15 protein-coding genes are annotated in these 25,837 nt (G+C 47.9%); 12 read left to right on the top strand and 3 right to left on the bottom strand.

Features of this window, described 5'->3' with window-relative positions; all coding sequences use genetic code 11:
* The first annotated feature begins 132 nt into the window (after nucleotides 1-132).
* On the top strand, nucleotides 133-3,180 hold the full coding sequence (locus BIZ37_RS06555) for a response regulator (RefSeq protein WP_222939609.1): 3,048 nt from the start codon (nucleotides 133-135) through the stop codon (nucleotides 3,178-3,180).
* A gap of 65 nt (nucleotides 3,181-3,245) precedes the next feature.
* Here the strand turns inward: BIZ37_RS06555 and BIZ37_RS06560 are convergent, their stop codons facing one another.
* The 3 genes from BIZ37_RS06560 to BIZ37_RS06570 all read right to left on the bottom strand — a co-directional run bounded on the left by BIZ37_RS06560 (nucleotide 3,246) and on the right by BIZ37_RS06570 (nucleotide 11,031).
* Nucleotides 3,246-4,127, bottom strand: a complete 882-nt coding sequence (locus BIZ37_RS06560) for a DMT family transporter (protein ID WP_187460814.1) — start codon at nucleotides 4,125-4,127, stop codon at nucleotides 3,246-3,248.
* A 155-nt stretch (nucleotides 4,128-4,282) separates the two neighbouring features.
* Nucleotides 4,283-9,844, bottom strand: a complete 5,562-nt coding sequence (locus tag BIZ37_RS06565) for a calcium-binding protein (protein WP_187460815.1) — start codon at nucleotides 9,842-9,844, stop codon at nucleotides 4,283-4,285.
* Nucleotides 9,845-10,101: 257 nt separating this feature from the next.
* Nucleotides 10,102-11,031, bottom strand: coding sequence for a hypothetical protein (locus BIZ37_RS06570; protein WP_255526689.1), 930 nt, complete (start codon nucleotides 11,029-11,031; stop codon nucleotides 10,102-10,104).
* Between the two features lie 311 nt (nucleotides 11,032-11,342).
* Here BIZ37_RS06570 and BIZ37_RS06575 point away from each other — a divergent pair, with 311 nt between their 5' ends.
* The 11 genes from BIZ37_RS06575 (at nucleotide 11,343) to BIZ37_RS06625 (ending at nucleotide 25,665) form a co-directional block, all read left to right on the top strand.
* A complete protein-coding gene (locus BIZ37_RS06575) occupies nucleotides 11,343-12,602 on the top strand; it encodes a PP2C family protein-serine/threonine phosphatase (RefSeq protein WP_187460817.1) in 1,260 nt (419 codons plus the stop codon).
* Nucleotides 12,554-12,886: an STAS domain-containing protein gene (locus BIZ37_RS06580; protein ID WP_187460818.1), complete on the top strand. Its 333-nt coding sequence runs from the start codon at nucleotides 12,554-12,556 to the stop codon at nucleotides 12,884-12,886. The genes BIZ37_RS06575 and BIZ37_RS06580 overlap by 49 nt, the downstream gene beginning before the upstream one ends.
* 11 nt (nucleotides 12,887-12,897) lie before the next feature.
* Nucleotides 12,898-14,079: a sugar phosphate nucleotidyltransferase gene (locus tag BIZ37_RS06585; RefSeq protein ID WP_187460819.1), complete on the top strand. Its 1,182-nt coding sequence runs from the start codon at nucleotides 12,898-12,900 to the stop codon at nucleotides 14,077-14,079.
* A gap of 18 nt (nucleotides 14,080-14,097) precedes the next feature.
* A complete protein-coding gene (locus BIZ37_RS06590; RefSeq protein ID WP_187460820.1) occupies nucleotides 14,098-14,547 on the top strand; it encodes an ATP-binding protein in 450 nt (149 codons plus the stop codon).
* Between the two features lie 173 nt (nucleotides 14,548-14,720).
* On the top strand, nucleotides 14,721-16,718 hold the full coding sequence (locus BIZ37_RS06595) for a glycoside hydrolase family 2 protein (protein ID WP_370577315.1): 1,998 nt from the start codon (nucleotides 14,721-14,723) through the stop codon (nucleotides 16,716-16,718).
* Between the two features lie 3 nt (nucleotides 16,719-16,721).
* The gene (locus BIZ37_RS06600) at nucleotides 16,722-18,392 is read left to right on the top strand and encodes a glycoside hydrolase family 9 protein (protein WP_187460822.1); all 1,671 of its coding nucleotides are present in this window, start codon (nucleotides 16,722-16,724) and stop codon (nucleotides 18,390-18,392) included.
* Between the two features lie 15 nt (nucleotides 18,393-18,407).
* Nucleotides 18,408-20,273 (top strand): glycosyltransferase, encoded by a 1,866-nt coding sequence (locus tag BIZ37_RS06605; protein ID WP_187460823.1) that lies wholly within the window; start codon nucleotides 18,408-18,410, stop codon nucleotides 20,271-20,273.
* Nucleotides 20,263-21,585 carry a DUF3131 domain-containing protein gene (locus BIZ37_RS06610; protein ID WP_187460824.1) on the top strand — a complete coding sequence of 441 codons (1,323 nt, stop codon included), beginning with the start codon at nucleotides 20,263-20,265 and terminating at the stop codon, nucleotides 21,583-21,585. Before BIZ37_RS06605 ends, BIZ37_RS06610 begins: the two co-directional genes overlap by 11 nt.
* Before the next feature lie 26 nt (nucleotides 21,586-21,611).
* On the top strand, nucleotides 21,612-23,015 hold the full coding sequence (locus BIZ37_RS06615; RefSeq protein WP_187460825.1) for a DUF3131 domain-containing protein: 1,404 nt from the start codon (nucleotides 21,612-21,614) through the stop codon (nucleotides 23,013-23,015).
* Between the two features lie 20 nt (nucleotides 23,016-23,035).
* Complete coding sequence (locus BIZ37_RS06620; RefSeq protein ID WP_187460826.1) at nucleotides 23,036-24,418, top strand: DUF3131 domain-containing protein; 1,383 nt, start codon at nucleotides 23,036-23,038, stop codon at nucleotides 24,416-24,418.
* The gene (locus BIZ37_RS06625; RefSeq protein ID WP_187460827.1) at nucleotides 24,415-25,665 is read left to right on the top strand and encodes a hypothetical protein; all 1,251 of its coding nucleotides are present in this window, start codon (nucleotides 24,415-24,417) and stop codon (nucleotides 25,663-25,665) included. The genes BIZ37_RS06620 and BIZ37_RS06625 overlap by 4 nt, the downstream gene beginning before the upstream one ends.
* Nucleotides 25,666-25,837 lie beyond the last annotated feature (172 nt).

The following is a 25,837-nucleotide window of genomic DNA, read 5'->3' on the forward strand; positions in this document are numbered from 1 at the left end:
CTCCAATTTAATTTGGAAGTATATTTTTTATCCTAGAATTAATGTGCACATATAATAATTTCAGGATGAAACGTGTTTAGTCAGATTTGGAATAGGTTGCTTATAAAGCATAAGTTGTTTCTGTTGATCGCGATGCCACTGTGCTTGTCGCTTTTCTTAGTTAACCGGCAACTTTCACACATTAACCTGCAAGTCTCCTCGCTCGAAAGAGCCCAATATGCTGTTCAGTTTCTAGAGAATTTATCCCAGTACCATTTCTCAAATCGACTCGTTATTGTTGAGAATGAAGCTGTGGCTGATAGCTCTTTGGCAAGCGATATACGCAATGATGTAGTGCGCTTATTTGGCACAGGCGAAGACGCAAAAGCCGTTAATCTATTACTTGATAGTTATATCGCCAACCTTACTGAAATTAAAAGCGTTCAAGATGGTGATGAGCTGATTGACCTTATTGAGTGGCAAGTTGATATTTATCGCCAGCTTATCCTTGAAGTCGAAAAGATACATTACGCCGAATTGCTAGAATCGGTCGATAATCATTTACGCGCTCTCTACCAGCTAGAGTGGTTGATGTTCTGGTCGCAGGAAGAAGGTTGGTTCAGCCAATGGCTGCTTTCTGCAGACAGCCAAGATAGTGCTAGAAGTACCGAAGATATTCTAAACGAGATACGTTTGCTGGCCCAGAACCAGCAGTTGTTCCTCAACCGTTTTCTGGCAATTAATGCCGACCAAAACCAGGTGAAGCTGTTGCTGGATACTTTTTCTGATCCAGTGTTCCAGCAAAGCAATACCTTCCGAGGCCAGCTGTTGGCAAGTGCAAATCTAGCCGACTTTTCGCCTGATGAAATGGTTGCCGGTACAGAGGCCCTAAATTCACGCCTTGCTAGGCTCCAGACAGCGGGAAGGCAAATCGAAGACCAAGTTCGTCTAGAGATTGAACAGTCTATAGCAGCATTTAACAAGCAAAAGAACGTGTTCATTGCTGTTAGCTTGACCTTGTTTGTTGTTGTACTTCTTATCGGTATCAGCCTGACCATGCGGTTAACAGGCAATCTCAAATTGGTTTTGAAAATACTCAATGCCAAAGACAGTGCAGATTCAGACGTGAGTGTGAATGTCAGTGGTAAAGATGAGCTAAGCATTTTCGCCAAGGAAGTAAAACGCCTGACGGTAGAAAGGCTAGAGCAGCGCGAGAAGCTCATCGTCGCCAAAGAAGAGGCAGATGCTGCAAGGAATACTGCCGTTCAGGCCAGCAAGGCAAAAAGTAGCTTTCTTGCCAATATGTCCCATGAAATACGAACGCCGCTCAACGGCGTTATCGGTATTTCCGAGGTTCTGGCTGATACCAATCTGACCGCCACTCAAAAAGATTATGTCAATACGATTGAAACCTCATCCCACCTATTATTGAGTTTGATAAATGACATCCTCGACTTTTCGAAGATTGAATCGGGCATGCTACATATCAGTGCGCACTCTACGGCAATTCGTGAAACCATCTACGATATTGCCTCTATTGTGGCACCTAAGGTCAAAGAGAAGGGGATCAACCTCGATGTCAATATCGATCAGTATGTTCCGAACCGGGTAGTAATCGATGATCACCGCATACGCCAGGTGTTGATGAACTTTATGTCCAATGCTGTGAAGTTTACCGACAAAGGGACTGTCTCAATTGGTATTAAATGCTTGGAAGAGAAAGACAATGTTGCCCAGCTGTTGTTTGAAGTCTCTGATTCGGGCATCGGGATCGACGAGGAGCGCCAAGGGAGCATTTTTGAACCTTTTACCCAAGAAGATGAGTCGACAACCCGACAGTTCGGAGGTACCGGCCTCGGCCTTGCAATCAGTGTCCAGCTGATTGAAATGATGGGCGGAAAGATTAGCCTTGATTCGACCAAAGGGGTGGGAAGCCGGTTTTACTTTACCTTGTCCCTGCCGGTTGATGAAAAGCAGATGGAACACCCGTCGTCCTATCAGGATGCTGAAGTTATCTTGATAGGCGAAGATGCCTTGAAGTTATCGCGTATTACTAGAGAGTTAGCCTTCCTCGGGGTAAATGTCGATACTCGAGTGGCAGAACCCTCAGCAGTACCTGTTGCTGAGGTTGGGCATAAGCAAGTTGTTATTATCAGCGAAAATACCCAGTCGACGCTGGCTGAGTTGAATGAAATGATCGAACAGTTGAATAACGAGCACCGGGCATTGTGCCTTATCCGCAATATGAACAGTGAAGCGACTGACTTCGGCAACAAAATAGAGGCATTGTTGACTCACCCATTGCTGGGTAACCGGCTTCTGAAGGCGTTCCAGCATTGCTACCAAAAAGTAGCGGGAGAGCAGTCGCAAGCCGAACTCTCTGACCATGAGGTCCAGGCACCGCACGTCTTGTTGGTGGAAGATAACTTGGTCAACCAGAAGGTGGCCTCTCTCCATCTGCAAAAAGCAGGGTGTACATTTGATATAGCGAACAATGGCCAAGAAGCCGTTGACCTGTTCACCTGCGGCAACCATTACACCTTCGTGCTGATGGATTGTATGATGCCTGTTATGGATGGCATGCAGGCCACAGAAGAGATCCGAAGCTACGAGAAAGCCCAGCAGTTAAGACGAACGCCGATTATCGCGCTAACGGCAAGTGTGGTGGATGATGATATCCAGCAGTGCTTTGACGTAGGGATGGACGATTATGTCCCCAAACCATTCAAAGCAAAGATTTTGCAAGAAAAAATAGCTGATATCGCTGCGCTACAGCAGCAAGCAAGTACAGGCACCAATAGCGGTGAAAAGCGCAGCGAGCCAGAGAAACCAAAGCGCATTTTGCTGGTGGAAGATAATCTGGTTAACCAGAAGGTCGCCTCGCTTCATTTGAAAAAAGCCGGATTTGAGTATGATATTGCTAATAACGGGCAGGAAGCGGTTGATATCTATTCATCCAACCAAGGATTCTCGCTTATCCTGATGGATTGCATGATGCCGGTAAAAGACGGTTTTGAAGCCACCAAGGAGATCCGGGAATTTGAGCAGCAGCAACAGCTAGCAAAAACCCCCATTATTGCCCTGACGGCAAGCGTGGTCGATGACGATATCCAAGCTTGTTTCGATGCCGGAATGGACGCCTATGTGCCCAAGCCGGTTCGAAGAGAAAAACTACTCCATGAAATGGAGAATCTCATTTAGCAAGGCTGAATCTGCTAAATCTACTTGTTAAACCGACAATTGCCTGTGCCATTGTCGGTTTTTCATTACTGCCACATAACCAAGATGGCAGCTAAGGAGAGCAGTAACAGGGCGGTGATTTCCTTGGTGCTGATACGTTGGCCCAGCCAGAAATACGAAATAAAAATCATAAACACGATTTCAATCTGGCCGAGGGTTTTAACATAAGGAACGGCTTGTAGCGACATAGCGCTAAACCAGCCGAGGGAGCCGAGAACACTGGTTAAACTGGTCATAATCACCAGTTTTGGACGTGCAAACATAGCAGCCAAGGTGTGGCGCTCTTTGACTAACAGGTATGCGGTGATCAGTAGGGTTTGTAGCAGTATGACCAAAAACAGCACCCAGGCAGCACTGAAAGGAAAGGGTAGGCCCAAACTTAAACTGGCTTCGCGTATCCACAGTGAGGTCAGGGCGAAGGCGGAACTACAACTGAGACCCAGTAGGAAGGTCCTCATCGACAACTTGCGCCAACCCGATGGGCTGCTGAGCAACAGTACGCCAAGTGTCCCCAGTATGACACCAACCCAACCTGCAAAAGATAGGACGGTACCAAAAAAGAGCACGCCAAGAACGGCTGACACAGGGGCCTCGCACTTTGCCAGGCCAGCTCCTATTGCATAGTTCTCCAGCTTAAATAACACCACCATTAGCCCTGTGGCAACAATCTGCATGACGGCAGCGCCGACGACATAAAAGATGAACTCGCCACTGAACTGCGGCAAAGGGGCACTCTGCCATTGGTAGAGCATAATCAAATACATTAATGCAAGCGGACTGGCGAAAATAAAGCGGGCGAGGGTGGTGCCCGCCACGCTTAAATGGCTGCTTAATTTGCTTTGAAAGGCATTGCGCCATGACTGGCTCAAGGCTGCTAATAGGGTAAAAGCTATCCAGCTAATTGACATTACGGTTCCATCGTATTGAAGGGCGGCCGCCTAGTGTATAGGACAACTTTTTAAGATGGAAAACAGATTGCCCTTGATTGGTGTTTATTTATAAAAAAGTCCCGGCTAAACCGGGACTTGGATAGGGGCATTAAGGCCTGGCTAAGTGTAATGAATTACACGTCTGAGCCATTAAAGCTAATATCTTCAATATCATTATCACTCCAAATATTGACCTCTTGTTTGTCAACATTCGAGAATGAGTAGCCATTTAGGGCAGTCGTGTCGATATTGCTCGCCTCATAAGCATCGCGTAACTCAGTTGACATTTCTGGTGCTTCGTCTGCCATTTCCCAGCCGTAGCCTTCTAATGTCAGTTTTCCTGCACCCGTCACGACAAAGTTACCTTCACTGGCGTTATCAGCAGGGCTGTTGTTGAGGACCTTATCGAGTCCGACTTTTAGCTCTGCGTCGGTAGCGTCGATGACGACAGCCTCCAACTCTTGGAAAGCCGTGTTGGTCATATCAATGATCTGTCCGTCAGCATCATTACCAACTTGGAGCAGGTCAAAACCCTCCCCGCCACTGAAGTGGGTCGTATACCCATCGGTGTTGTCTATGTCCTCTTTGTCGAAAACGAGGATATCGTTACCAGCACCAGCATAGATTTGGTCTACACCTTCACCGCCATCTAAAATATCGTCACCCTCTTGCCCAAATAGGATATCGTCACCCGCACCGCCATCGAGGTTGTCGTCACCAATACCACCATCAAGGTTGTCGTTGTTGCTTCCACCTTGTAAGGTATCGTTGCCTTCTCCACCGGATAGGGTATCGTTACCGCCGTCACCGATCAGTTTGTCGTCACCCCCAGCACCGTACAGGGTATCGTTACCACCATCACCGTCTAGGGTATCGTTACCTGATTCACCGAACAGGGTATCGTTGTTGCCGCCACCCCTTAAGGTATCGTTGCCCTCGCCACCGTAAAGTGTGTCGTCACCGCCGTCGCCCTTCATGAAATCATTACCGGCTTCGCCGCGCAGCAGGTCATTACCTGAACCGCCGTACATCGAGTCGTTGCCGTCACTCCCTTCAAGGGTGTCGTTGCCAGACTCGCCGTAAAGCTTATCATCGCCGAGGCCACCTTTGAGGACGTCATCACCACTACCGGCCTTGAGGGTGTCGTTGCCTTCGCCACCGACAAGGTTATCAACACCACCTCCAGTGGTAATTCTATCGTTGCCAAGGCCGCCCATGACCGTATTATCACCATCACCGGCGTTAATGGTGTCGTTACCTTCACCACCATCGATGTTGTCATTACCTGCTCCGGCGGTGACGCTATCGTTTCCAGCACCAGATTGGACAGTGTTGATACCGTCACCAGCGTTAATGGTGTCGTTACCTTCACCGGCATCAATCTGGTCATTGCCGCTGCCGGTGGTGATTTTGTCGCTACCAAGGTTAGTTGTAACGGTATTGTCGCCATCACCTGCATTGATGGTGTTATCGCCCTGGCCTGTGGTAATTTGGTCATTGCCACTACCTGCGGTGACAGTATTATTGCCTTCGCCGGTAGTGATTTGATTGTGGCCATCACCGGCATCAATCACATCGTTGCCGGCTCCAGCGTTGATCACATCGTGCCCCGAACCTGTAGAGATACTGTCATTGCCTTCACCTGCAGACACCGTGTTATTTCCGTTGCCCAAAGTGATAGTGTCATCGCCGCCGGATAGTTCATTGACTGTGTTATTGCCATCACCTGCGGTAATAATGTCATCACCTTCGCCGCCATCGATTATGTTGTTGCCCTCACCAGCGTCAATGCTATCGTTACCGGTACCGCCCTGGATATTGTCATCACCGGCAAAGGTCTCAATTTTATCGTCGCCTTCACCGCCATCTACGGTGTCATTACCGATACCGCCGTAAATAGTATCCTGGCCAGCATCACCGGACAGGGTATTGGTTCCGGCTGTGCCATGGAGTTCATCATCACCTTCGCCGCCAGACAAGGTATCGTTACCCTCACCGGCAAAGAGTTTGTCATTGCCAAGGCCGCCACTTAACTGGTCATTACCAACGCCACCAACTAGGGTATCAACGCCTTCGCCACCTGATAAGGTGTCTTTGCCTTCACCACCCTCGATAAGGTCATCGCCAGCGCCGCCATCAAGGTTGTCATTGCCTCCGGCACCGTACAGGGTATCGTTTCCGGTACCGGCAGTTGCCGTGTCGTTGCCGGCACCGCCGTACAGGGTATTGGTGCCTTCACCAAGTGAAATGGTGTTGTTGCCATCTTCACCGTAGACAACATCATCGCCTTCACCGGCATCAACCTTGTCATTACCTTCCCCTGCATATAGGGTATCAGCGCCGCCGCCACCCGTGATGGTGTCATCGTCAGCACCACCGTAAAGGGTATCGCTAGCTTCGCTACCAATCAGGGTATCGTCACCCTCACCACCATAAATCTGATGGCTACCCCCTTCGGCCGCAGTAAGCGTGTCGTTGCCGCCTTCGCCCAGTACAGTATCGGTTCCGTCATCGGTGATAGTATCATCACCCTCACCACCAGCCAGATAATCAGCTCCAGCACCACCAATTAGGGTGTCGTTACCCGCTCCGCCGAAGACCGTATCATCACCTTCGCCGGCATCAATGATGTCATTTCCTGCACCTGCATCGATATGGTCGGTGCCGGTTCCGGTGTTGATGGTGTCGGCTCCAGCTCCTGAGAATACCTGGTCATCGCCTGTGCCCGTTGTGATATTGTCGGCATCGGTACCACCGTAGACAGTATCGTTACCTTCGCCAGTGCTGATAGTGTTGTTGCCGGACTCGCCATAGACGGTGTCATTACCCGCCCCTGCATCAATTGTATCGCTACCGGCGCCTGCGAAAATCGTGTCATCACCGGCGTTGGCCGTAATGGTATCGTTACCCGCCCCGCCTCCAAGGATGTCGTTATCATCGCCACTGATTAGGGTGTCGTTGCCATCTTCCCCATACAATTCAGAGATACCGGTTCCACCGTCAAGGGTATCGTTACCGATACCACCAATCAGTACATCTTTACCAGCACCGCCGGAAATTAAATCGTCACCAGCATCACCCAGGACCACATCATCGCCTTCACCGGCCTTAATGGTATCTGAGCCGCCGCCAGCCTCGACATAGTCATTCCCTATACCGGTATCCACTTGGTCAGCACCGTCTCCTGCGAGAACGGTATCGTTACCTTCACCAGTTGAGATATTGTCTTCGTTGATACCGCCGTAGACGATGTCGTTACCTTCTCCGGTAGTGATGGTATTTTTGCCTGCATCACCAAATACGGTGTCATCTCCGGTACCCGTGTCGATGACATCATCCCCCAGGCCAGCGAAGACTGTGTCGTTACCAGCATTGGAGGTAATAGTGTCGTTGCCTTCGCCACCGCTGAGCAAGTCGTTTTCGTCGGCACTGATTAGGGTATCGTCGCCGTCGTCACCGTAAAGCTCAGAGACACCGGTCCCCCCGTCAAGCACATCGTTGCCTGCTCCACCTGCCAAAATGTCCTTGCCTTCGCCACCCGAGAGGGTGTCATTACCGGTTCCGCCGACCAGGGTATCATCGCCTAGTCCACCAGAAAGTTGGTCGTCACCGGTACCGGCTAGTATCAGGTCATTACCTTCACCACCGGAAAGTTTATCGTCACCTGCCGCGCCTTCTAGGGTATCGTTACCCTTGTTGCCGACAAGCACGTCGTTGTCTTCACCGCCGTGGAGGTAGTCGTTTTCGTCAGAGCCGGTTAGGGTATCTTCACCTTGACCGCCATAAAGGGTAGAGGCATTCAGACCTGCATTGATGGTGTCGTTACCCGCCTCGCCGAAAAGCTCATTATTGCCGCTAATTCCTTCGATAACATCGTCACCCTCACCGGCATAAACTTTGTCGCTTCCGGTACCGGCATCAATGCTATCGTTGCCAGCGCCGGTAAAAACTTCATCATCACCTGCACCGGCGGTGATGGTATCGGCCCCTGAACCTGCGAAAATATCGTCATCACCGCTGCCTGCTGTGATTGTATTGTCGCCGTCCCCTGCGTAAACGATGTTGTGACCTTCGCCGGCATCAATTTTGTCACTACCTGATTCGGCATAAACGGTATCGTTATCGGCACCTGTACTGATGACATTGTCGCCAGCTCCAGCAAATACGGTGTCGTGGCCGTCGCCGGTATCGATAGTATCGTTGCCTGCATCGGTATAAACTGTGTCGTCACCAAGACCTGCGGTAATTTGGTTATTACCGGTTTCACCAAAGATGGTGTCATTACCTTCACCACCGTCGATTATATCGTTGCCATCACCGGCATAGACGAAGTCATCGCCAGCCCCTGCCTTGATAATATCGTCGCCTTCGTTGGCGTGGAGGTTATCGCTGCCTGCACCACCATCAAGTACATCATTGCCTTCGCCGCCAAATAGGCTGTCATGGCCTTCGCCTCCGGTAAGCACGTCATTGCCCAAGCCACCATAGACTTCATCATCACCTAGACCGCCATCGACGTTGTCATCACCGACTTCACCAAACAACATGTCGTTGCCTTCACCACCGGTAATAGTGTCGTTGCCATCACCACCAAGGAGCAGGTCGTTATCGGCACCACCGTCAATGATATCGTCACCGTCTCCACCCATAATGAAGTCATCACCGGCACCACCGGAAATATTGTCTACGCCTGCATCACCGTGAATTTCATCTTTGCCTTCACCACCGACAAGAACATCATTACCTAAACCACCAAATAGCTTGTCGTCACCTGTCCCCCCCGAGAGGGTATCGTTGCCGTCATCACCCACAAGAATATCGGCACCAGCACCACCTTCGATGGTGTCATCGCCCAGTTCACCGAGAAGGGTGTCATCGCCATCGCCGCCGTATAGAGTGTCGTCGCCGTCACTGCCGAGCAAGGTATCGTTGCCTTCGTCACCATATAAGATATCTTCCCCACTACCGCCAATTAGAACATCGTCTTCCGAACCGCCGTGAAGCGTATCATCGTTGATGTCCCCATCGAGGAAGTCACTGCCTTCGCCACCATATATGGTGTCCGAGCCCTGCTGGCCAAAAATAGTGTCATCGCCGCTTCCGCCAGAAATGGTGTCGTCATAAATATTATTCGCAACGATCTCAACGGTTTCGACATCAGAAATCTTGTTACCGTCATTGTCGAGCAGCTCGAAAGAAACCATGCTGTCGTTGCTGAACTTGTCACTGCCGTATGAGTAATCGAGTTCGATTTCCCCATTTTCATTTATTGTTGTGGCGGCCTTGTCGACGACATTACCGTTTTCATCAACAAGCTGGACGTAGACAACATCGTAAGCTTGGGTTGTTGTGAATTTGGCGTTGATTGAGCCATTGCCATCAACCAAATAGTTACCGAGGCGGGCTGTATGGGTGACTGACTCTTCCGGCTCTTCAGGGGCATCATAGCTGTAAACGGTTTGGGCGTTACCCCAGCTATCGTCTGGTGCTGGTTCTGCCGGAGGCTCGTCACCGTATTCTAGGTCACCGAAAATGGTGTCAGAACCTTCGTTACCGGCGAGTTTGTCACTACCTTCACCGCCAACAACAAAGTCGTTCCCTTCTTTTGCTTCTACTTCATCGCTACCAGAACGTACGTTGATATTATCATCACTGTCTGTGCCGGTTACTTTGTCGTTGTATTTAGTCCCTTCCATATTGACCTCGCTGTGAAATTGGTAACTCGATGATTGATATTGGATATACAGCACGATGCATGCCAACTTGTTTGCTATAACTGTCCTGGTGATGCCTTTGAATCTAAAGTGTTGTTTTTATTTAGCTATTTTGGCGAGCAAAAAAACATACCTATGCATTGGTGTTTATATGGTGTTGTAAAATCAAGAATAGACGGATTTATAGGCATTGCTATATGGATTTTTGCAAATTGCAGACGCAAATTGCGAAATGTGAGTTAGAAGGAAAAAGAGTAGGCGATAGTGATAGACCCATCTTTAAAACGCCCGGTCCCGTCTGCACGGTCGGAAGAATTCCAGCGGTTTCCTGAGTAGTTATTGTACTGGATGGTAATAGTGCCGGGGCGCCAGTCAAAGTAACCGAAACCGTAGGTGTAGTCAGGGTTCCACGGCTGTTTCTGGGCGCTGTCGAAGTAGTAGAAAGCAGTGCCATTAACATACCAGTTTCCAAAAATAGAGTACTTACAACCTAGACTTAGGGTCTTGTGGCCTGTCATATATGAGGTGGTGGCAAGATCGAAATATTCCGGGGTGTAGTTGAAATCAATTTGACAGCCAATAGCTCCCTCATCGGTGAAGGTCAGCCAACTTTTCACTGGATCGACAACCGGAAACTTCCAGCCTAGCGACCAAGTACCTTGGTTGAAATTAGTGACAGGCTGCTCATCGGTGGCTTTGAACCGGTTACCGCCATAGTTGGCGTACATTAGGCTAAAGGTGTAGGGCCGCCAGTCGCTGTAGCCAAAAACATAGGTAAAGTCGGGATTCCAAGGTTGCTGTTGGTCTGCATCCCAATAGTAATAAAGTGTGCCGGACACAAACCAGTTGCCCAAAATGGTGTACTTGAGCGAAAGGGTGGTGGTCATATTGGTGTTGGACGGGCCGTTAGTGGCATTGGCCGGGATATTGGCTGCTGGGGTTTCCAGTAGTGGGTAACCAAAACCAAGGTTGCCGCTCAACCCGTGTAGGAAGGATTTGTCTTTGTTCTCTTCCCACTCCTCGAAAGGCAGGTGAAAGGAGCTGGAGACCCCTTTCCAAATCAGATCAGCTTCACTGGGCTCTTCATCAGTTTCCACACTCGATATCTTACTGGCTGGTGTCAGCGAGGGCGAGATAGGGGCTGGTGCATGTTTGCGTGTTTCACTCATATACTCATCGGCCATGCAGGGCATAGCGATCAATAGAGGAAATATCACAAAACAGAAGCAACGCAAGCCCATCATCCTTATGTGCCAGAGGGTAAACAGTCACTAGTAGAGGCTGTTTTCGTATACAAAGTAAATCAACTACAAGTAATTTTTTGAGGTAACAAACAGAAAAAGAACAATTTTTTGTTGTGTTTAATAAACCTTACTAGAATGTAGATGTACATAAAAGCGATTGCATATTGGTTGACGTAAAAAAAAATCTTGTGCAACAATGTGTTTATGCTTGGATCGCATGGTTTACAGGTGATTGGATGAAGAAAATCTTACTGGTTGACGATAACAGAACCATGCTTATTTTTATGGAGAAAGTCCTGTCTAAGCGTGGTTTTGACGTTATCACTGCTAGCGATGGTATGCATGCCTTGCAGGTCCTTGAGGAACGCCCGGACATCCAGTTCGTGCTTAGCGATTGGATGATGCCAGAGATGGATGGCATTGAATTGTGTTCCCGAGTGAAGTCGGCAGATTACGGTCGTTACCTGTTTTTCATGTTGTTATCTGGCAAGGATGATAAAGAATCTATTGTTAGCGGCATCAATGCAGGAGCCGATGACTTTGTTGTCAAAGATACCCATGTTGATGAATTGGTGGCCCGAATTCAGGCCGGCTTCCGCACACTGGCACTTCACAATGAAATTACAACTAAAAATGAAGCGCTTGATAGTGCCTATGCCACCATGAAAAAAGATTTGGAGTCGGCTGGGGAGTTGCTCAAACGTCTTCTTCCGACAGAAAGAAAGATGTCTGGGGTGGAGTTGAGCTATGTATCAATTCCCAGTGCCCAAATAGGTGGCGATATGCTGGGTTACATGAACCTCGATGAGGAGCATGTGGCCATCTATTTGTTGGATGTCGCCGGACATGGGGTGTCTTCGGCATTGCTGTCATTTTCGGTGCAGCAAAGTATTGCCGTGAGCTCAGGGCACAGCTCAATAGTGAAAACCGCTCTTGATGAGCCGCCGTATTATCGCATCACACCTCCTCATGAGGTCTTAAAGCGGCTTAACGAGCAATACCTTAGTGATGATCATAACTTGCTGTATTTCACTATGGTGTATGCCGTATTGAACATTAAAACAGGGAAAATGGCTTTCTCTATCGCGGGTCATCCACCACTGGTATGGCTGCACTCGAAGTTGGGGGACGCAGAGTTTATTGGCCAAGAAAGCTTTGTCGTTGGGGCCTTTGATTTCGTTGAATACGACACATCATATATCCAACTAGAGCCTGGCGATAAAGTGTGGATGTATTCCGACGGGATCACTGAAGCGGAAAAAGGCAATGAAATGTTTTCGGAAGAGGGTTTCCGGAAAACGGTTGTTGAGTTGAAAGATCAGCCAACCACGTTACAAACAGAGTTGTTAGTCAACAATGTAAGAGATTGGCAGCAGGCTGAGCAGTTTGATGATGACGTCAGCGTGCTTGTTGTTGAATGGAAAGGCAATCCAGAAAGGGAGCAGCTATGCAATATGAAACTATCAACCAAGGTCAATGCACAATTCTTCAAATAAAAGAAGAACGCTTTGACGCGAAGTTAGCACCTAGTTTCCGCGAAGAAGTTGAGAAATTGTCTGCAGGTATTGGCAGTCATCTTGTGCTTGATCTATCCGAAGTCCGTTTTATGGATAGCAGCGGCCTAGGAGCTGTAATGGCTGTTTATAAAATGCTTCGCGGTAAGAAAATCAGTGTCGTGAATCCGCAGCGTGCGGTTAAAGAGTTACTTAAATTAACCCGTATGGACAAGCTGATCACCAGCTTCGACACTATTGAAGATGCTGTCGCAACCATGGCATAAAGGAGTATGGCATGAAAGGAATGATCCTCGCCGCAGGGAAAGGAACACGCGTTAGGCCGATTACCCAAATAATACCTAAGCCGATGATTCCTATTTTGGGTAAGCCCGTGATGGAATCAATGATTCAGCTGTTTGCATCACATGGTATTGATAAAATTGTGGTCAATACCAGCCACTTGGCTGAAGTTATCGAAAATTATTTTGGCGATGGCCATCATTTCAATGTCCAACTGTCATTCTCCTACGAGGGTGAGATTGTTGATGGCAATTTTGTCAGCAAAGCATTAGGATCTGCCGGAGGGATGAGAAAAATCCAAGACTTCTCAGGCTTTTTTGATGAGACTTTTGTTGTGGTATGCGGCGATGCTTGGATTGATTTGGACTTAACTGAAGCTGTGCGCCGTCACAAAAAAAATGGTGGTATAGCGACTATTGTTACCCGTGATGTCGCACTGGAAGAAGTGTCAAAATACGGTGTCGTTGTCACTGACAGTTATGGAAAAGTCACTAGTTTCCAAGAGAAACCAGCAATGGAAGAGGCTCTTTCAACCCAAATCAATACTGGTATATATATTTTTGAGCCAGCTATTTTTGATTATATTCCTGCGGAACAGGAATATGACATTGGTAGTGAACTGTTCCCTAAGTTAGTTGAAAATAAAGTTGATTTCTATGCGACGAGTATGGATTTCCAATGGCTTGATGTCGGTAATATCAGCGACATCTGGACGGTGACCAGCGACATCATGAAAGGAAAAGTGCCAGGCTATCCAATTCCAGGCACTCAAGTGAAACCTGGTATTTGGGTGGGCATTAATACGGTTTTTGATATTGATAGTTGTGATATTACCCCCCCTGTTATCGTAAGTAGTGGTTGTGAAATTCAACCCGGTGCGACTATAGAAGGCCCTGTAGTGATTGGTGCCAACAGTAAAGTGGAGTCCGGAGCAGTCATTAAGCAAAGCTTAGTTAGTGAATATATCCATGTTGCTTCTGCTGCCTATGTAGAAGAAAAAACTGTGTTTGGAGATTACTTCATTAGCCATGATGGCTATACCCAGTCTCTAAGTGAACTCAAAGCGGTAAATATTCTTAATGACCGGCGTCAAGTGCAACCTATGATGGGTTCCATGGGCAGTATTTCTACTTATATTCCCTCTACAACGGGTAAAGAGGAAGACATTCTTAACTAAATAGGTAAGGGCTTACCAATGGATATAGTCACTGAGAGGTTTAGTAAGCAGTACAGTAGTTCTCCAGATGTATCGCGTGATATTGCTGAAGATATGCAGGAATATTTGCGAAACAACCAAGTTACACAAGAGATCATTGATCAAATAGAACTTTGCCTTGTGGAAGTGGTGAATAATGCGTATGAACACGCCTATCAATATTCAAATGAATTACCAATAGAATGTTCATGCTTTTTTAACTCTGATAATGAGTTGGTCTTTGAGGTGTCAGACTACGGCAACTCAATGAGCAAGGAGGAGTTTAACCGAGCGGTTAGTGGTGAGTTTATTGAGCCTGATCCTGAAGATCCTGAAACATGGACCACATCAGGACGGGGGTTCATTATTGTCGTCCAGCTTACTGACAATCTTGAATATATTCAAAATGGCAATAAGAACACCTTTAAGATTTTAAAACGCGCAAAGTAACCATTTATAATAGGGAAAAGATGAGAATAATATTATTGATGACGTTATTCTCATTATCTTCTTGTGCTTCTTTTTCGGAAAATAGTGATTGGCTTGTTAATAAGCAATCGTTAAATGGAAACTGGCGCCTAGAGATAATTGATGAAAACGACATATGGGCAGGGCAGTACAATGTGACTGTACCAGGTCATTGGAAATCGTCTGGCATCAATTATGCTGGTGCCGCTTATTATGACCGAAGTTTCATCGTCGACCAGTTTTCAGATTATGGCCGCTACTGGCTTGAGTTTGATGGCGTTGATTATGAATCGGCGGTAACCGTTAATGGCAAATACATTTCCCGCCAAATTGGCTACTTCATACCGCACAATATGGAAGTCACTGGTTTGATTCAGGCCGGTGACAATACCCTCAATGTTTGGGTTAACAGCCCGAACGAGAAGCAAACCGCAGACTGGTCATTACACAAAACCTTGATTAAAGGCGTTCTCAATCACCATGATACCCGTCCTGGTGGTGCTTGGTCAGACAAAGGCCAAGATTGGAACTCGGGGGGGATATGGGGAGAGGTCACTTTAAGGCAAACTGGCCCTGTCGCAGTGGACTCGCTAAAAGTTCGTCCTCGTGTTCACCATACCGACAAGCAAATTACTTCTGCGCAGATAGAGTTGTCCGTAGATTCCAACCGTGATGAAGTTGTAGCAATAGAGCTGGTGCTGACATCGCCTGATACCAGTAAGGCAGAAACTTATACCTTTGAAGAAAAAATTCAAAAAGGGAAAACCAAGCTTGAGCTTTCAATTCCCCAGTCTATCCGCCAATTATGGTGGCCTTGGGATTGGGGGGAGCCATCACTCTATGATCTTACGGTTTCCCTGTCAGTCGGTGACCAACTGACGGATAAGAGAACAGTGGCTGTTGGTTTTCGCGAAGTGGCTTTAGATGCAGAAAAAGAACAGTTTCTGGTAAACGGCAAACCTTATTTTATCCGAGGGACCAATTATATCGCCAGCCAATGGCTGGGTGAGGTGTCTGATGCTCAGTATCTACAAGATCTTGAGTTGATGAAGCAAGCCAACGTTAATAGCGTTCGTGTCCATGCCCATGTGGCCGGTAAAGCTTTCTATGAACTGGCTGATAAAGCCGGTATGGTCGTCTGGCAAGATTTCCCTTTGCAGTGGGGCTATAGTGACTCTCAGAGCTTCGCACTAGAAGCCGCCCGCCAAGCTGAAGCCATGACAGATTTACTTTACAACCACCCTTCTATCGCATTCTGGTCCGGCCATAATGAGCCGCCGTGGGATGCTACCTGGATGAAGTATAAGTATCCATCATATCAGCCGAGCCAGAATCAGCTTCTTACTGAGAGTGTCTATCAAGCCTTGAATAGAGCAGGCGACAAAAGGGTAGTGCGCAAGGCTTCATATACCCATGAGCACCCTTGGCTAGGCTGGTACTCGGGCTCCTACAAGGACTACCGGACTTACCAACCATCAATGATTGTGAGCGAGTTTGGTGCCCAGTCCATGCCTAGTTGGTCTTTGTTGCAGGATATCCTCGATGGGGAAGACGGCTGGCCATTAAGTGAGCAAGTTTTAAACACTCTCAACTACCACAATTATCAGCATCATGAAACAATGAATATTGCTGCTGTGCAACAAGGTGAATCTCTATCACACTTTTGGAATAATTCTCAAGAATATCAAAGGCTAGTGACCAAATACGCCGCTGAGCATCTAAGGTTGAATAAGGGCAAAGGGGTTGCCGCAATTTACCAGTTTATGCTGGTGGATAGCTGGCCGTCGGTCACTTGGTCTGTATTGGATGTCGAACGAGCTGCTAAGCCGGGTTATTACGCACTGAAACAGTCATACCAGCCAGTTTTGGCTGTTGCACAAGCTGACTTGACCGCCATACAGCCCACGTTGACGTTGAGCGTGGTTAACGATTCCCTTAATAGCTTTCAAGATGCCTCTTTGGTTGTGACCAATAGCTATAACGGCAAAAGTTGGACATACGAGGGGCTCAACATTGCGGCCAATTCATTGCTTGAGGTTGCAACCCGGCAGCCAGTAGAGGGGTTGGCCTCGTATTTGACACTAGAGATTAGGGATAGCAAGGGCGAAACAGTGAGTACAAACCGCTACCTTGCACAGGACTTGGAAGGCTAGAAAATGACAAAGGTACTTAGCTATATCATCGGCGCAACCGTAGCCTTCTCGGCCCAAAGCGCAGATATCATGGTAAACCAGTCGGGCTACCTCCCCGCAGGGGATAAATTTGCCTATGTATTGGCAGACCAAGCCCATGAGGTGCAATTAGTCTCGGTCGCCGATGGTCGTGTTGTTGTCGGAGAATTGGAGCGCTCAGGTGAAATTTCTCTTCCTGACGAGCGCAAGGTGACAGCGGTTGATTTTTCCAAGGTAAATCATGCAGGCTGGTATCAGTTGGTTACCGACAACGGTCAATCCGTGCCTTTTCAGATCGGTGATGATGCCTACTTACCACTTAATGATCGCCTAGTCCACGCGCTTTATCTACAACGCTCGGGGATGCCTATCCAAGATATTTCAACGGGAATGAATCGCCCTGAGAGCCATATGCAGGATGGCTTGATATTTCGGGACGACGCTTTTCACAAGGCCGGCACCAAGCTAGATGTTGTCGGTGGGTGGTATGACGCCGGTGATTTCGGCAAATATGTCGCAACCACGACAATTACTGTTTCGAGGCTGCTTGAGGCCTATCGGCAAACCCCTCAGTTGTATGCTCAGTCAAAACTACCCGGCAGTGATAAACCCGCCATTATAGATGAATCGATCTATGCATTAGACTGGCTGTTGAAGATGCAACGTGAAGACGGGGCTGTTTACCGCAAGGTATCGGGTGCGAGCTGGCCTGCGAAAATAGGTCCTTGGCAAGATACCCAGCCACGCTACATCTATGGTATCAGCACGCCTGAAACGGCCAAATTTGCCGCCACAATGGCCTTTGCGGCAAGGATCATCAAACCTTACGATGCTGACCTTTCACGTCAATACCTCAGCGCTGCCATACATGCCTCCAACTACCTTTCAGGACATAAAGAGCAATTTTTCGACTGGCAAGAGGGAGATGATAGCGGTTCTGGTCCATACATGTTCAATAAGTTTGATACAGAAGTGTCTTTGGATACCGATGTGGACGAAAGGCTCTGGGCTTATGCAGAGCTCTATATCACCACTGGTCAGGAGAAGTTCAAACAAGCTTTCCAGGACAGTTATGACCCGCAATGGATTGATATTTTCGAATGGAAGAACCCTGCAGCGATGGGGGTTTGGCACCTGATTCTCTCTGAGGAAAAAGGGGAGTTCAGGGACCAACTGATCAACGACCTCGACAAGGTTGCTGCCCGTTATATCCAGCAAGCGCAAGAATCACCATTTAGGGTGGCAAACCAGCGTTTTATCTGGGGCTCGAACAAAATGACTGCAGAGGCAGGGATCTTAATTGCCTGGGCAGACTTTGCCAAAGGTCGCTTGGATAACCGGGCCTCAGTTCAGTCGCAAATTGATTATTTGTTGGGGGCCAATGCCTTCGATATGAGTTTTGTCACTCACAGTGGCACCTATTCGGTACGTAACCTTCATCATCTGTACCGAATTGCGACAGGCGTTAGCTTACCCGGCTACTTGGTCGGTGGGCCGAATGAAATGGCGCAAGCTGGAGTCGCACCGAAAAATATGGGGATGCTGAGTTATGTCGATAGCGAGAAGTCTTATGCCGTCAATGAGTTCGCGATTGATTACAACGCCAGTCTGATTGGTTTGATTGCCGTGCATCACGCTTACTTTAATCATTATTAACCGGAGTGAGAGCTCATGGATTTTTATTTCAAGGAATTCGAACATCGTAAGCCGCCGGAGCCGGTGCCTTACAGTATGTCGAGAGAATTACTCTATCAGTACCTTGCCACCTGTAATCTCACTTTGGGTATTTGGTATTTATGGTGGCGTTGGACCTATGCGCTGAACTACGACGCCATGTGGTTTTCCTTCCCACTTGTTTTTGCTGAGTCTTGCGCCTTCATTGGTTCGGTGCTGTTTACATTTAATTTATGGAAGACCAAAGATGAGCCCAAGAAGGCGCCGCCGCATACTATCAATGAGTGTGTTGGAAAAGATAGTCCTGAGGCCGGTGAAACACGGCCAATCAGTATTGATGTGTTCTTCCCTAGCTATGATGAAGAGCCGGAGTTGGTTCGCCTGAGTATCGAAGATGCGCAGAAGATCCGTTATCCGTACGATATTGATATTAAAATTTTTATCCTTGATGACGGCAAGCGGCCTGAAATGAAGGCTCTGGCTGACGAAATGGGCGTGGAGTACATCACTAGGGAAAGCAATATCGGTTTCAAAGCTGGTAACCTGCGAAATGCCCTTGAGCAAACTTACGGCGACTTCATTGTCATCTGTGATGCTGATACCCGTCCATTCCCAACCATTCTCGAGCACACCATGGGCTACTTCCGAGACCCTGATGTGGCTTGGGTTCAGACACCGCAATGGTTCTTTGACTTGCCGGAAGGGGAGCGGTTGCCAAACTGGCTAAACCGTAAGTTGGGTAAGTGGGCAGCACCTATTGGCCGTGGGATTGAGAGGTTCTACGGGCCGGTAAAAATTGGTGAAGATCCATATGTGAATGATCCGCAGATGTTCTATGACGTGATCCAACGTCGCCGTAATTGGGTGAATGCATCTTTCTGTTGTGGTGCTGGTTCTATCCACCGTCGTGAAGCAGTCATGGAAGCGGCGCTTCGCAGCTACAGTGAGCAGATCAGCAAAGAGCACACGGAAATAGAGAAACAAATCCGCAAGATCACTAAAGAGAAAACCGTCGATCAGGATGTGTCGGATAACCTGCGACAAGAGATCATCTTCGATACGGAATTTACCCCTTATAAATTCCACGTTTCGGAAGATATCTATACCTCGATCGTGCTCCATTCCGATACTGAGCGTAACTGGCGTTCAGTCCAGCACCCAGAAGTAGAGAGTAAGATGCTGTCACCGCAGGATCTGCAAACCTGGACGGTTCAGCGCTTTAAGTATTCGGGTGGTTCGATTGATATCTTTATGAACGATAACCCACTATTTAGAAAAGGGATGAATCTCAAGCAGAAGATGATGTACGGGGCCAGTTTCTGGTCAAACTTATCGGCAATATGGAACATTATTTTCCTTACCTGTCCGATCATCTACTTCTTGACCAGTATCGCACCAGTCAGTGCCTACGATGTGACTTTCTATCTCCACTTTATCCCGTTTGTCTTGACTGCTGAACTGGCCATGATGGTTGGTACCTGGGGGGTAGCAGGTTACAAGGGTAAGACCAACTTCCTGTCCTTCTTCCCGGTCAATATGCGGGCACTTTGGACGGTATTGCGGGGCCGGAAAATCAGTTTCCCGGCAACCCCGAAAGAACGTCAGGACGGCACTTTTGGTCATTTGGTCATACCACAGAAGCTGGTATTTGGCCTGAGCCTAATTAGCATGTGCTTCGCTTGGTTTAGCTACTTTACCGGCATGTTCGGCAGTTATTCGCTGGGCGGCCTGATATTCAATAGCTTCTGGACAATTAACAACATGATGGCGATGTGGGGAATGATTGCTGCCGCTTACTGGACGCCACCACCAGCGGATAAGACGCAGGAACAGGAATCTGAGGAATTAGAATATGGAATTTAAGCAAGCACTCGTGAATGCACGGCATCATATCGTGTTTTTAGTTGGCCTCCTTACTGCGCTGGTGATCGCCTTTAGTATCGAAACCCGTGATCAAGGCCATGTACTCGGTAATATTACTTTTGAAGCTGAAGAAGTCATCCCAGTGCGTGAAAGCAGGGTACTGACTGAAGAAGAGTATGAGTGGGCAAACACCGCGTGGGTCTACTTTGAAAATAACTATCAGGAAAATACCGGGCTGGTGAACTCGGTAGACGGTTATCCGTCGACCACCATGTGGGATACCGCCTCTTACCTGATGGGCCTGCTGGCAGCAGAAAAGCTCAATATTATCAGTAAGAATAAATTTGAGCTGCGAATGGAGAAAGCGCTAAACACGCTAGCCCGACTACCGCTGATTGATGGCAAATTGCCGAATAAGGCCTACAACACCCAAACAGTAGAAATGGTGGATTACCAAAACCGTCCGGTTGAAAACGGCATTGGTTGGTCAGCCATTGATATCGGCCGTATTTTGGTACCGCTGAATATTTTGGTGTGGCAGTACCCGCACTTTAACACCCAGGTCAATGCGGTACTCAATCACTGGGATGTCGGTGTAATGATCAAAGATGGCTACCTTTACGGTTCAAGGCCGCAGCAAGATGATGACACAGTGATGGAACTGGTTCAGGAAGGGCGTATCGGGTATGAGGAATATGCCTCTAAAGCGATGTCTCTGATGGGGCGCGACGTATTTAATGCGATGAAATATATCGACTACCTGGAACTGCGTAATATCGATGGTGTTGATATCCCAACCGATTTGCGTGATCCGGCTAGATACCATGCCCATAACTATGTGGTCAGTGAATCTTACATCCTTGATAGTTTAGAGTTCGGTGCTGACAGTGTATCTAAGATCTTCGCCCACCGTGTGTACAAAGCGCAGGAAAACCGTTTTGAGCGTACCGGCATTCTAACTGCCGTCAGTGAGGATAATGTCGATGAAGCGCCGTACTTTGTCTACAACACCGTATTCTCCGATGGCAAAGAGTGGAATGCCATCACTGACCAGGGTGAAGATGCTTCTCATCTGAAAACACTGTCAACCAAGGCGGCATTTGGCTGGTATGCACTATACGATACGCCATATACCGACCTGCTGATTGAAGATGCAAAAGATTTATTCTCGAAAGAAAAAGGGTGGTACTCAGGCCGCTATGAAATCGATGGCCGAGTCAACAAAGCGATTACCGCCAATACCAACGGGATTGTGCTGGAGTCTCTGGCTTATATCGAAAATGGTGCCTTGCTGAGCGTAGGCGTGAAGTAAACCGCAACTATGATAGGGAGTATCGAATGCGTTATATCATTGTTTGCCTTTTAGGGGTTTTGGCTACCGGTTGCGGTAACAAATACAATAGTTTTTCTGAAGATGTGGTGGAGCGGAAGAGTCACTGGAACACGCCGAAAGCCCGCCAGGGGAATCTGACGGAACAAGAAATGGATATGGCTCGTATCGCCTGGAAGTATTTTGAAAATAACTACCAGGAGTCGACGGGTTTGGTTAATGCGGTAAATAACTACCCCTCGGTAACATGGTGGGATGCGGCGTCATATATGGCGGGCATGGTAAGCGCATACGAACTAGGGATCATTGACAAAGAGGAATTCAACCGTCGTCTTGTTAGGATTTTGACAACACTCAATACGCTGGATTTGTTTCAGAATGAGCTACCGAATAAAGCGTATAACACCCAAACAGCGGCTAAAGTGGACTACGGTAACCAACCCGGTGAGATTGGCTATTCGGCGCTCGACCTTGGCCGCTTGTTGATTTGGCTACATATCATCAAACACCGCTATCCTGAATATGGCACTAGCATTGACTCGGCATTATTGCGCTGGAATTGGTGTAATGTCGTTGATGAAAACGGTACCATGTTCGGTGCCTTGCTTGAGAAAGACAAGCCAGTACAGTACCTGCAGGAAGGGCGCCTGGGCTACGAAGAGTACGCTGCAAAAGGCTTCCAGCTGTGGGGCTTTGACACCACCCAGGCTTCAATGCCTGAGCCTTATAGCACGATAAACCTATACGGTTACGATGTGCCATATGACACCCGTGACCCGCGTAAGCTCAAGGCCCACAGTTATGTGGTAACCGAGAGCTACGTCTTGGACGGTATCGAGATGGGCTGGGATTTGGTCGATGACCGTACCCCGCACGATTATAAGTTCTCCAACCAGTGGATGGCCGAGTTTGCGTTGCAGATCTACCGCGTTCAGGAAGAGCGTTACAAGCAAACAGGTATTATTACAGCCCGTACCGAGCACCAGCTAGCTGGCCCTCCATATTTCGTGTACGACACCATTTATACTGATGGATTTGCCTGGAACACTATTTCAGAAGTCGGTGAGTACTTGCCGCAATTCTCGGCTGTTGCGATAAAAGGGGCAATGGGGATGTGGGTGTTGTGGGATACACCTTACACCGATCTGTTGTTTGACCATATTTCACATTTGTATGACAGGGAGAAAGGCTTCTACGAAGGGATTTTTGAGAACGGTACCGGTTTGATCAATACCTTTACTTCGAACAATAACGGCATCACATTGGAGATTTTGCTCTATAAGCAACAAGGTAAACTACTGACTTATAAGGATGATGTAGCCCCAAGTCTGTGGGAGAAGGCACTGGAATCACCTTTCGGCTATGAAGGACAATGCCTGCCTCGCAAAGGGGCGTTCAACAGCAGGCTGTAATAGCTGTAGTAAGGGATTAGATGTTGAAAAAAGCGGTAATTGCTACCACCTTGCTCTGCCTGACGTCTTGTGGGGTGGTATATCAAGGCGTCCAAAGTGGAATGACCTCAGTCAATGAGTCGCAGATGTTGCGGCAGGGACGCTATGGCTCACTTACCGAGCAGGAGCTTGAGTGGGCGCAAATTGCCTGGACATATGTAGAGAACAACACCAACCTCACTACGGGGTTGGTGAATGCCATTGATAACTATCCAACGACGAACCTTTCTAACTTGGCAGATTACCTCATTGCGCTTATTGCTGCCCGTGAATTTGAGTTCATCACCAGCAAAGAGCACGATGAACGACTGACCATGGTGCTGACCTTCCTTAACGAAATGCCACTGGGCTTAACGGGTGTCCCCAACAAGGTTTACAGTACCGTTCATGGCCAGATGGTTGATTATGGCGGCCAACCGGGTGAGCTTGGTTGGTCTTCTATCGATATTGGCCGGCTGCTAATAGCACTGGCTATGGTCAAACAACGTAACCCTGAATTTTCAGAGTATGTCGATAAAGCGGTACTACGTTGGAATTTCTGTGAACTGGTCACGGAGGAAGGAGAGTTATACGGAGGAGCGATAAACAATGGCAATGTCTTTCGGTATAAAGAAGGCAGGTTGGGTATCGAAGAATACACGGCATACGGATATTTGGACTGGCAGATAGTGCCTGAAAAAGCCATGCTGTTGGACCCCTATGAGGTTGTCACAATTAATGGTATCGACCTGTTGTTCGACGGCCGTGACCCCCGAGATTACGATGTGCTTCGCCCGGTCTATAGCACGCCGTACTTACTGCTTGGGTTGGAGTTTAACTGGGACAAGATTGACGACAGGCAGTCGTCGGATGCCAAGCATAGCAACCAAGTCCTCTCTGCGATGGCCGATTCCGTCTACCGTATTCAGGAATCCCGCTGGGATATTGACCGTATCTATACTGCCCGTGGCGAGCACGTGGTAACAGGTGAACCGTATTTTGTCTACGACAGTATCTATGCGCTAGGCACGCCATGGATAACCGTAGCAGAGGATGGCAGTGATCATGACGAAAAAGCACTTGTTTCAACCCGTGTTGCATTCCAGATGTGGGTACTGTGGAAAACGGACTATACCAACCGTCTAATGACGTTGGTTAGGGAACTTTATGATCCCGACCGAGGCTGGTATGAAGGTCGTTACGAGCTCACCAGCAGTTACGAAAAAAGCATTTCCCTTCAAACCAATGCCGGGGTTTTGGAAGCATTGCTCTACAAAGCAAACGGTAAGTTGTACCAGCCGACCAAAGAGCGTGAGTACCGAGACGTGCAGTTTGACTCCCGCTTTTATCATCCTCAAAAGTGCATGGTGGAGACATTCCGATGAATAGTGTTTACCGGTTGGTTATTGTTTTTTGCACTCTTGTCTTAATGCCTCTGCAGGCAAGCGCATCTGCCGTGGATGTGGAACTCAACTACTACACCAAGGCAAACCACTTGGTGAATGCGGGGCGATATAAACAAGCATCTGAGCAATGGCACCGGCTAACCATTTTATTTTTGAGCTCGGAAGCCAAGTTAGGTCGTAAGCGGATGTGGCAATTTGCCGGTTTATCCGAAGCGTTGGCTGCGATTTCTGCGGATAAAGCCAATGACGCTATGGCGTATCAATATTGGGCAGACAGTACCCGTTACCTTATGACTGGCGGGACCAATTGGAAGCAAATGAGGAAGAAGCTTCACCGTCGTTATGAGCATGCAAACACTTTGCTTTCAACGCAATTGCAGGTCGCCGATTTAGCCTCGAGTATTGATAGTGAATGGGAAAATGAATTGGCAGTGCTACAGAGCTGGGATGAAAAGCTCTCGATATTTAGCTTTGAAAGCCCCAAGCTGGGTTTGGCCGACCGACAAGTGCAGGCTACAGGTGTTCAGCCAGTGGCGGCCATACCTGCTGTAAATCCGGTATATCAACCACCGCAGGGAGGGAAGAAACTCAGCGGCTTAAATACCTCTTACAGCAAAGAGCAGCATGTCATTCCAACCGGCGTCAAGATTGAACCTTCACAAGCAGAAGATACAACCAAAAGCCATCAGGAAGCCGCATTCGAAAGTGTTGACCAAGAGCCTCAACAGGACGGGGTAATAGAGCTTGAAGATGAAAAGCCGATCCCGATCCCCACTGAATCATCTGTAAGCCGTCGCTTTATCGTCTCGGATGCCGAAGTAAAACTGCAAACGGCGCCTGTCATGAGCAAAGGGATTGTTATTTCCGGACCCGCTTCAGCAAAAGTCACGCAAACCGCGAATCCAGATTCGATAGAGACGGTGACAGAAACTTCGCAAGCCACTGAGCCTGTGATAGACCTTGATTCAGGAAAAGAGGTCAACAAACAAAGCTTATCGGAAGATGTTTCTGAAACTAGGGAAAAAGTGCTGGTTACTCCGCTTGAAGAAATTGAATATCAAGAGCAGGACTTAAAGCAACTTGTTACTCCCAATAAGCAAGGCCAGAACCAACAGCCGGATAATGAAGCCGAACTCTCTGTTATCCCATCTGGGCATTTTGAACCGGCTGAAAATCAGGCTGTAGCCCCTTTGCAGCGTCGAAGTTTTGCGCCAGTTACACAGTAGGGCATAAATTATCTAGCTCTGCTGCCCGTCTAGACATACCTATTCAAAATAGCATTAAAAGCAAATGGTGACTTTGTGACATAAAGCACATCGAAATCATGCTTTTAATGCAATTGATTGCGTAAAAAATTTGTCATTCTTATCGCCATTACTAAGCTTAATTTAAGCCCTG

The organism is Photobacterium sp. BZF1 (assembly GCF_014349205.1).
Taxonomy (GTDB): Bacteria; Pseudomonadota; Gammaproteobacteria; order Enterobacterales; family Vibrionaceae; genus Photobacterium.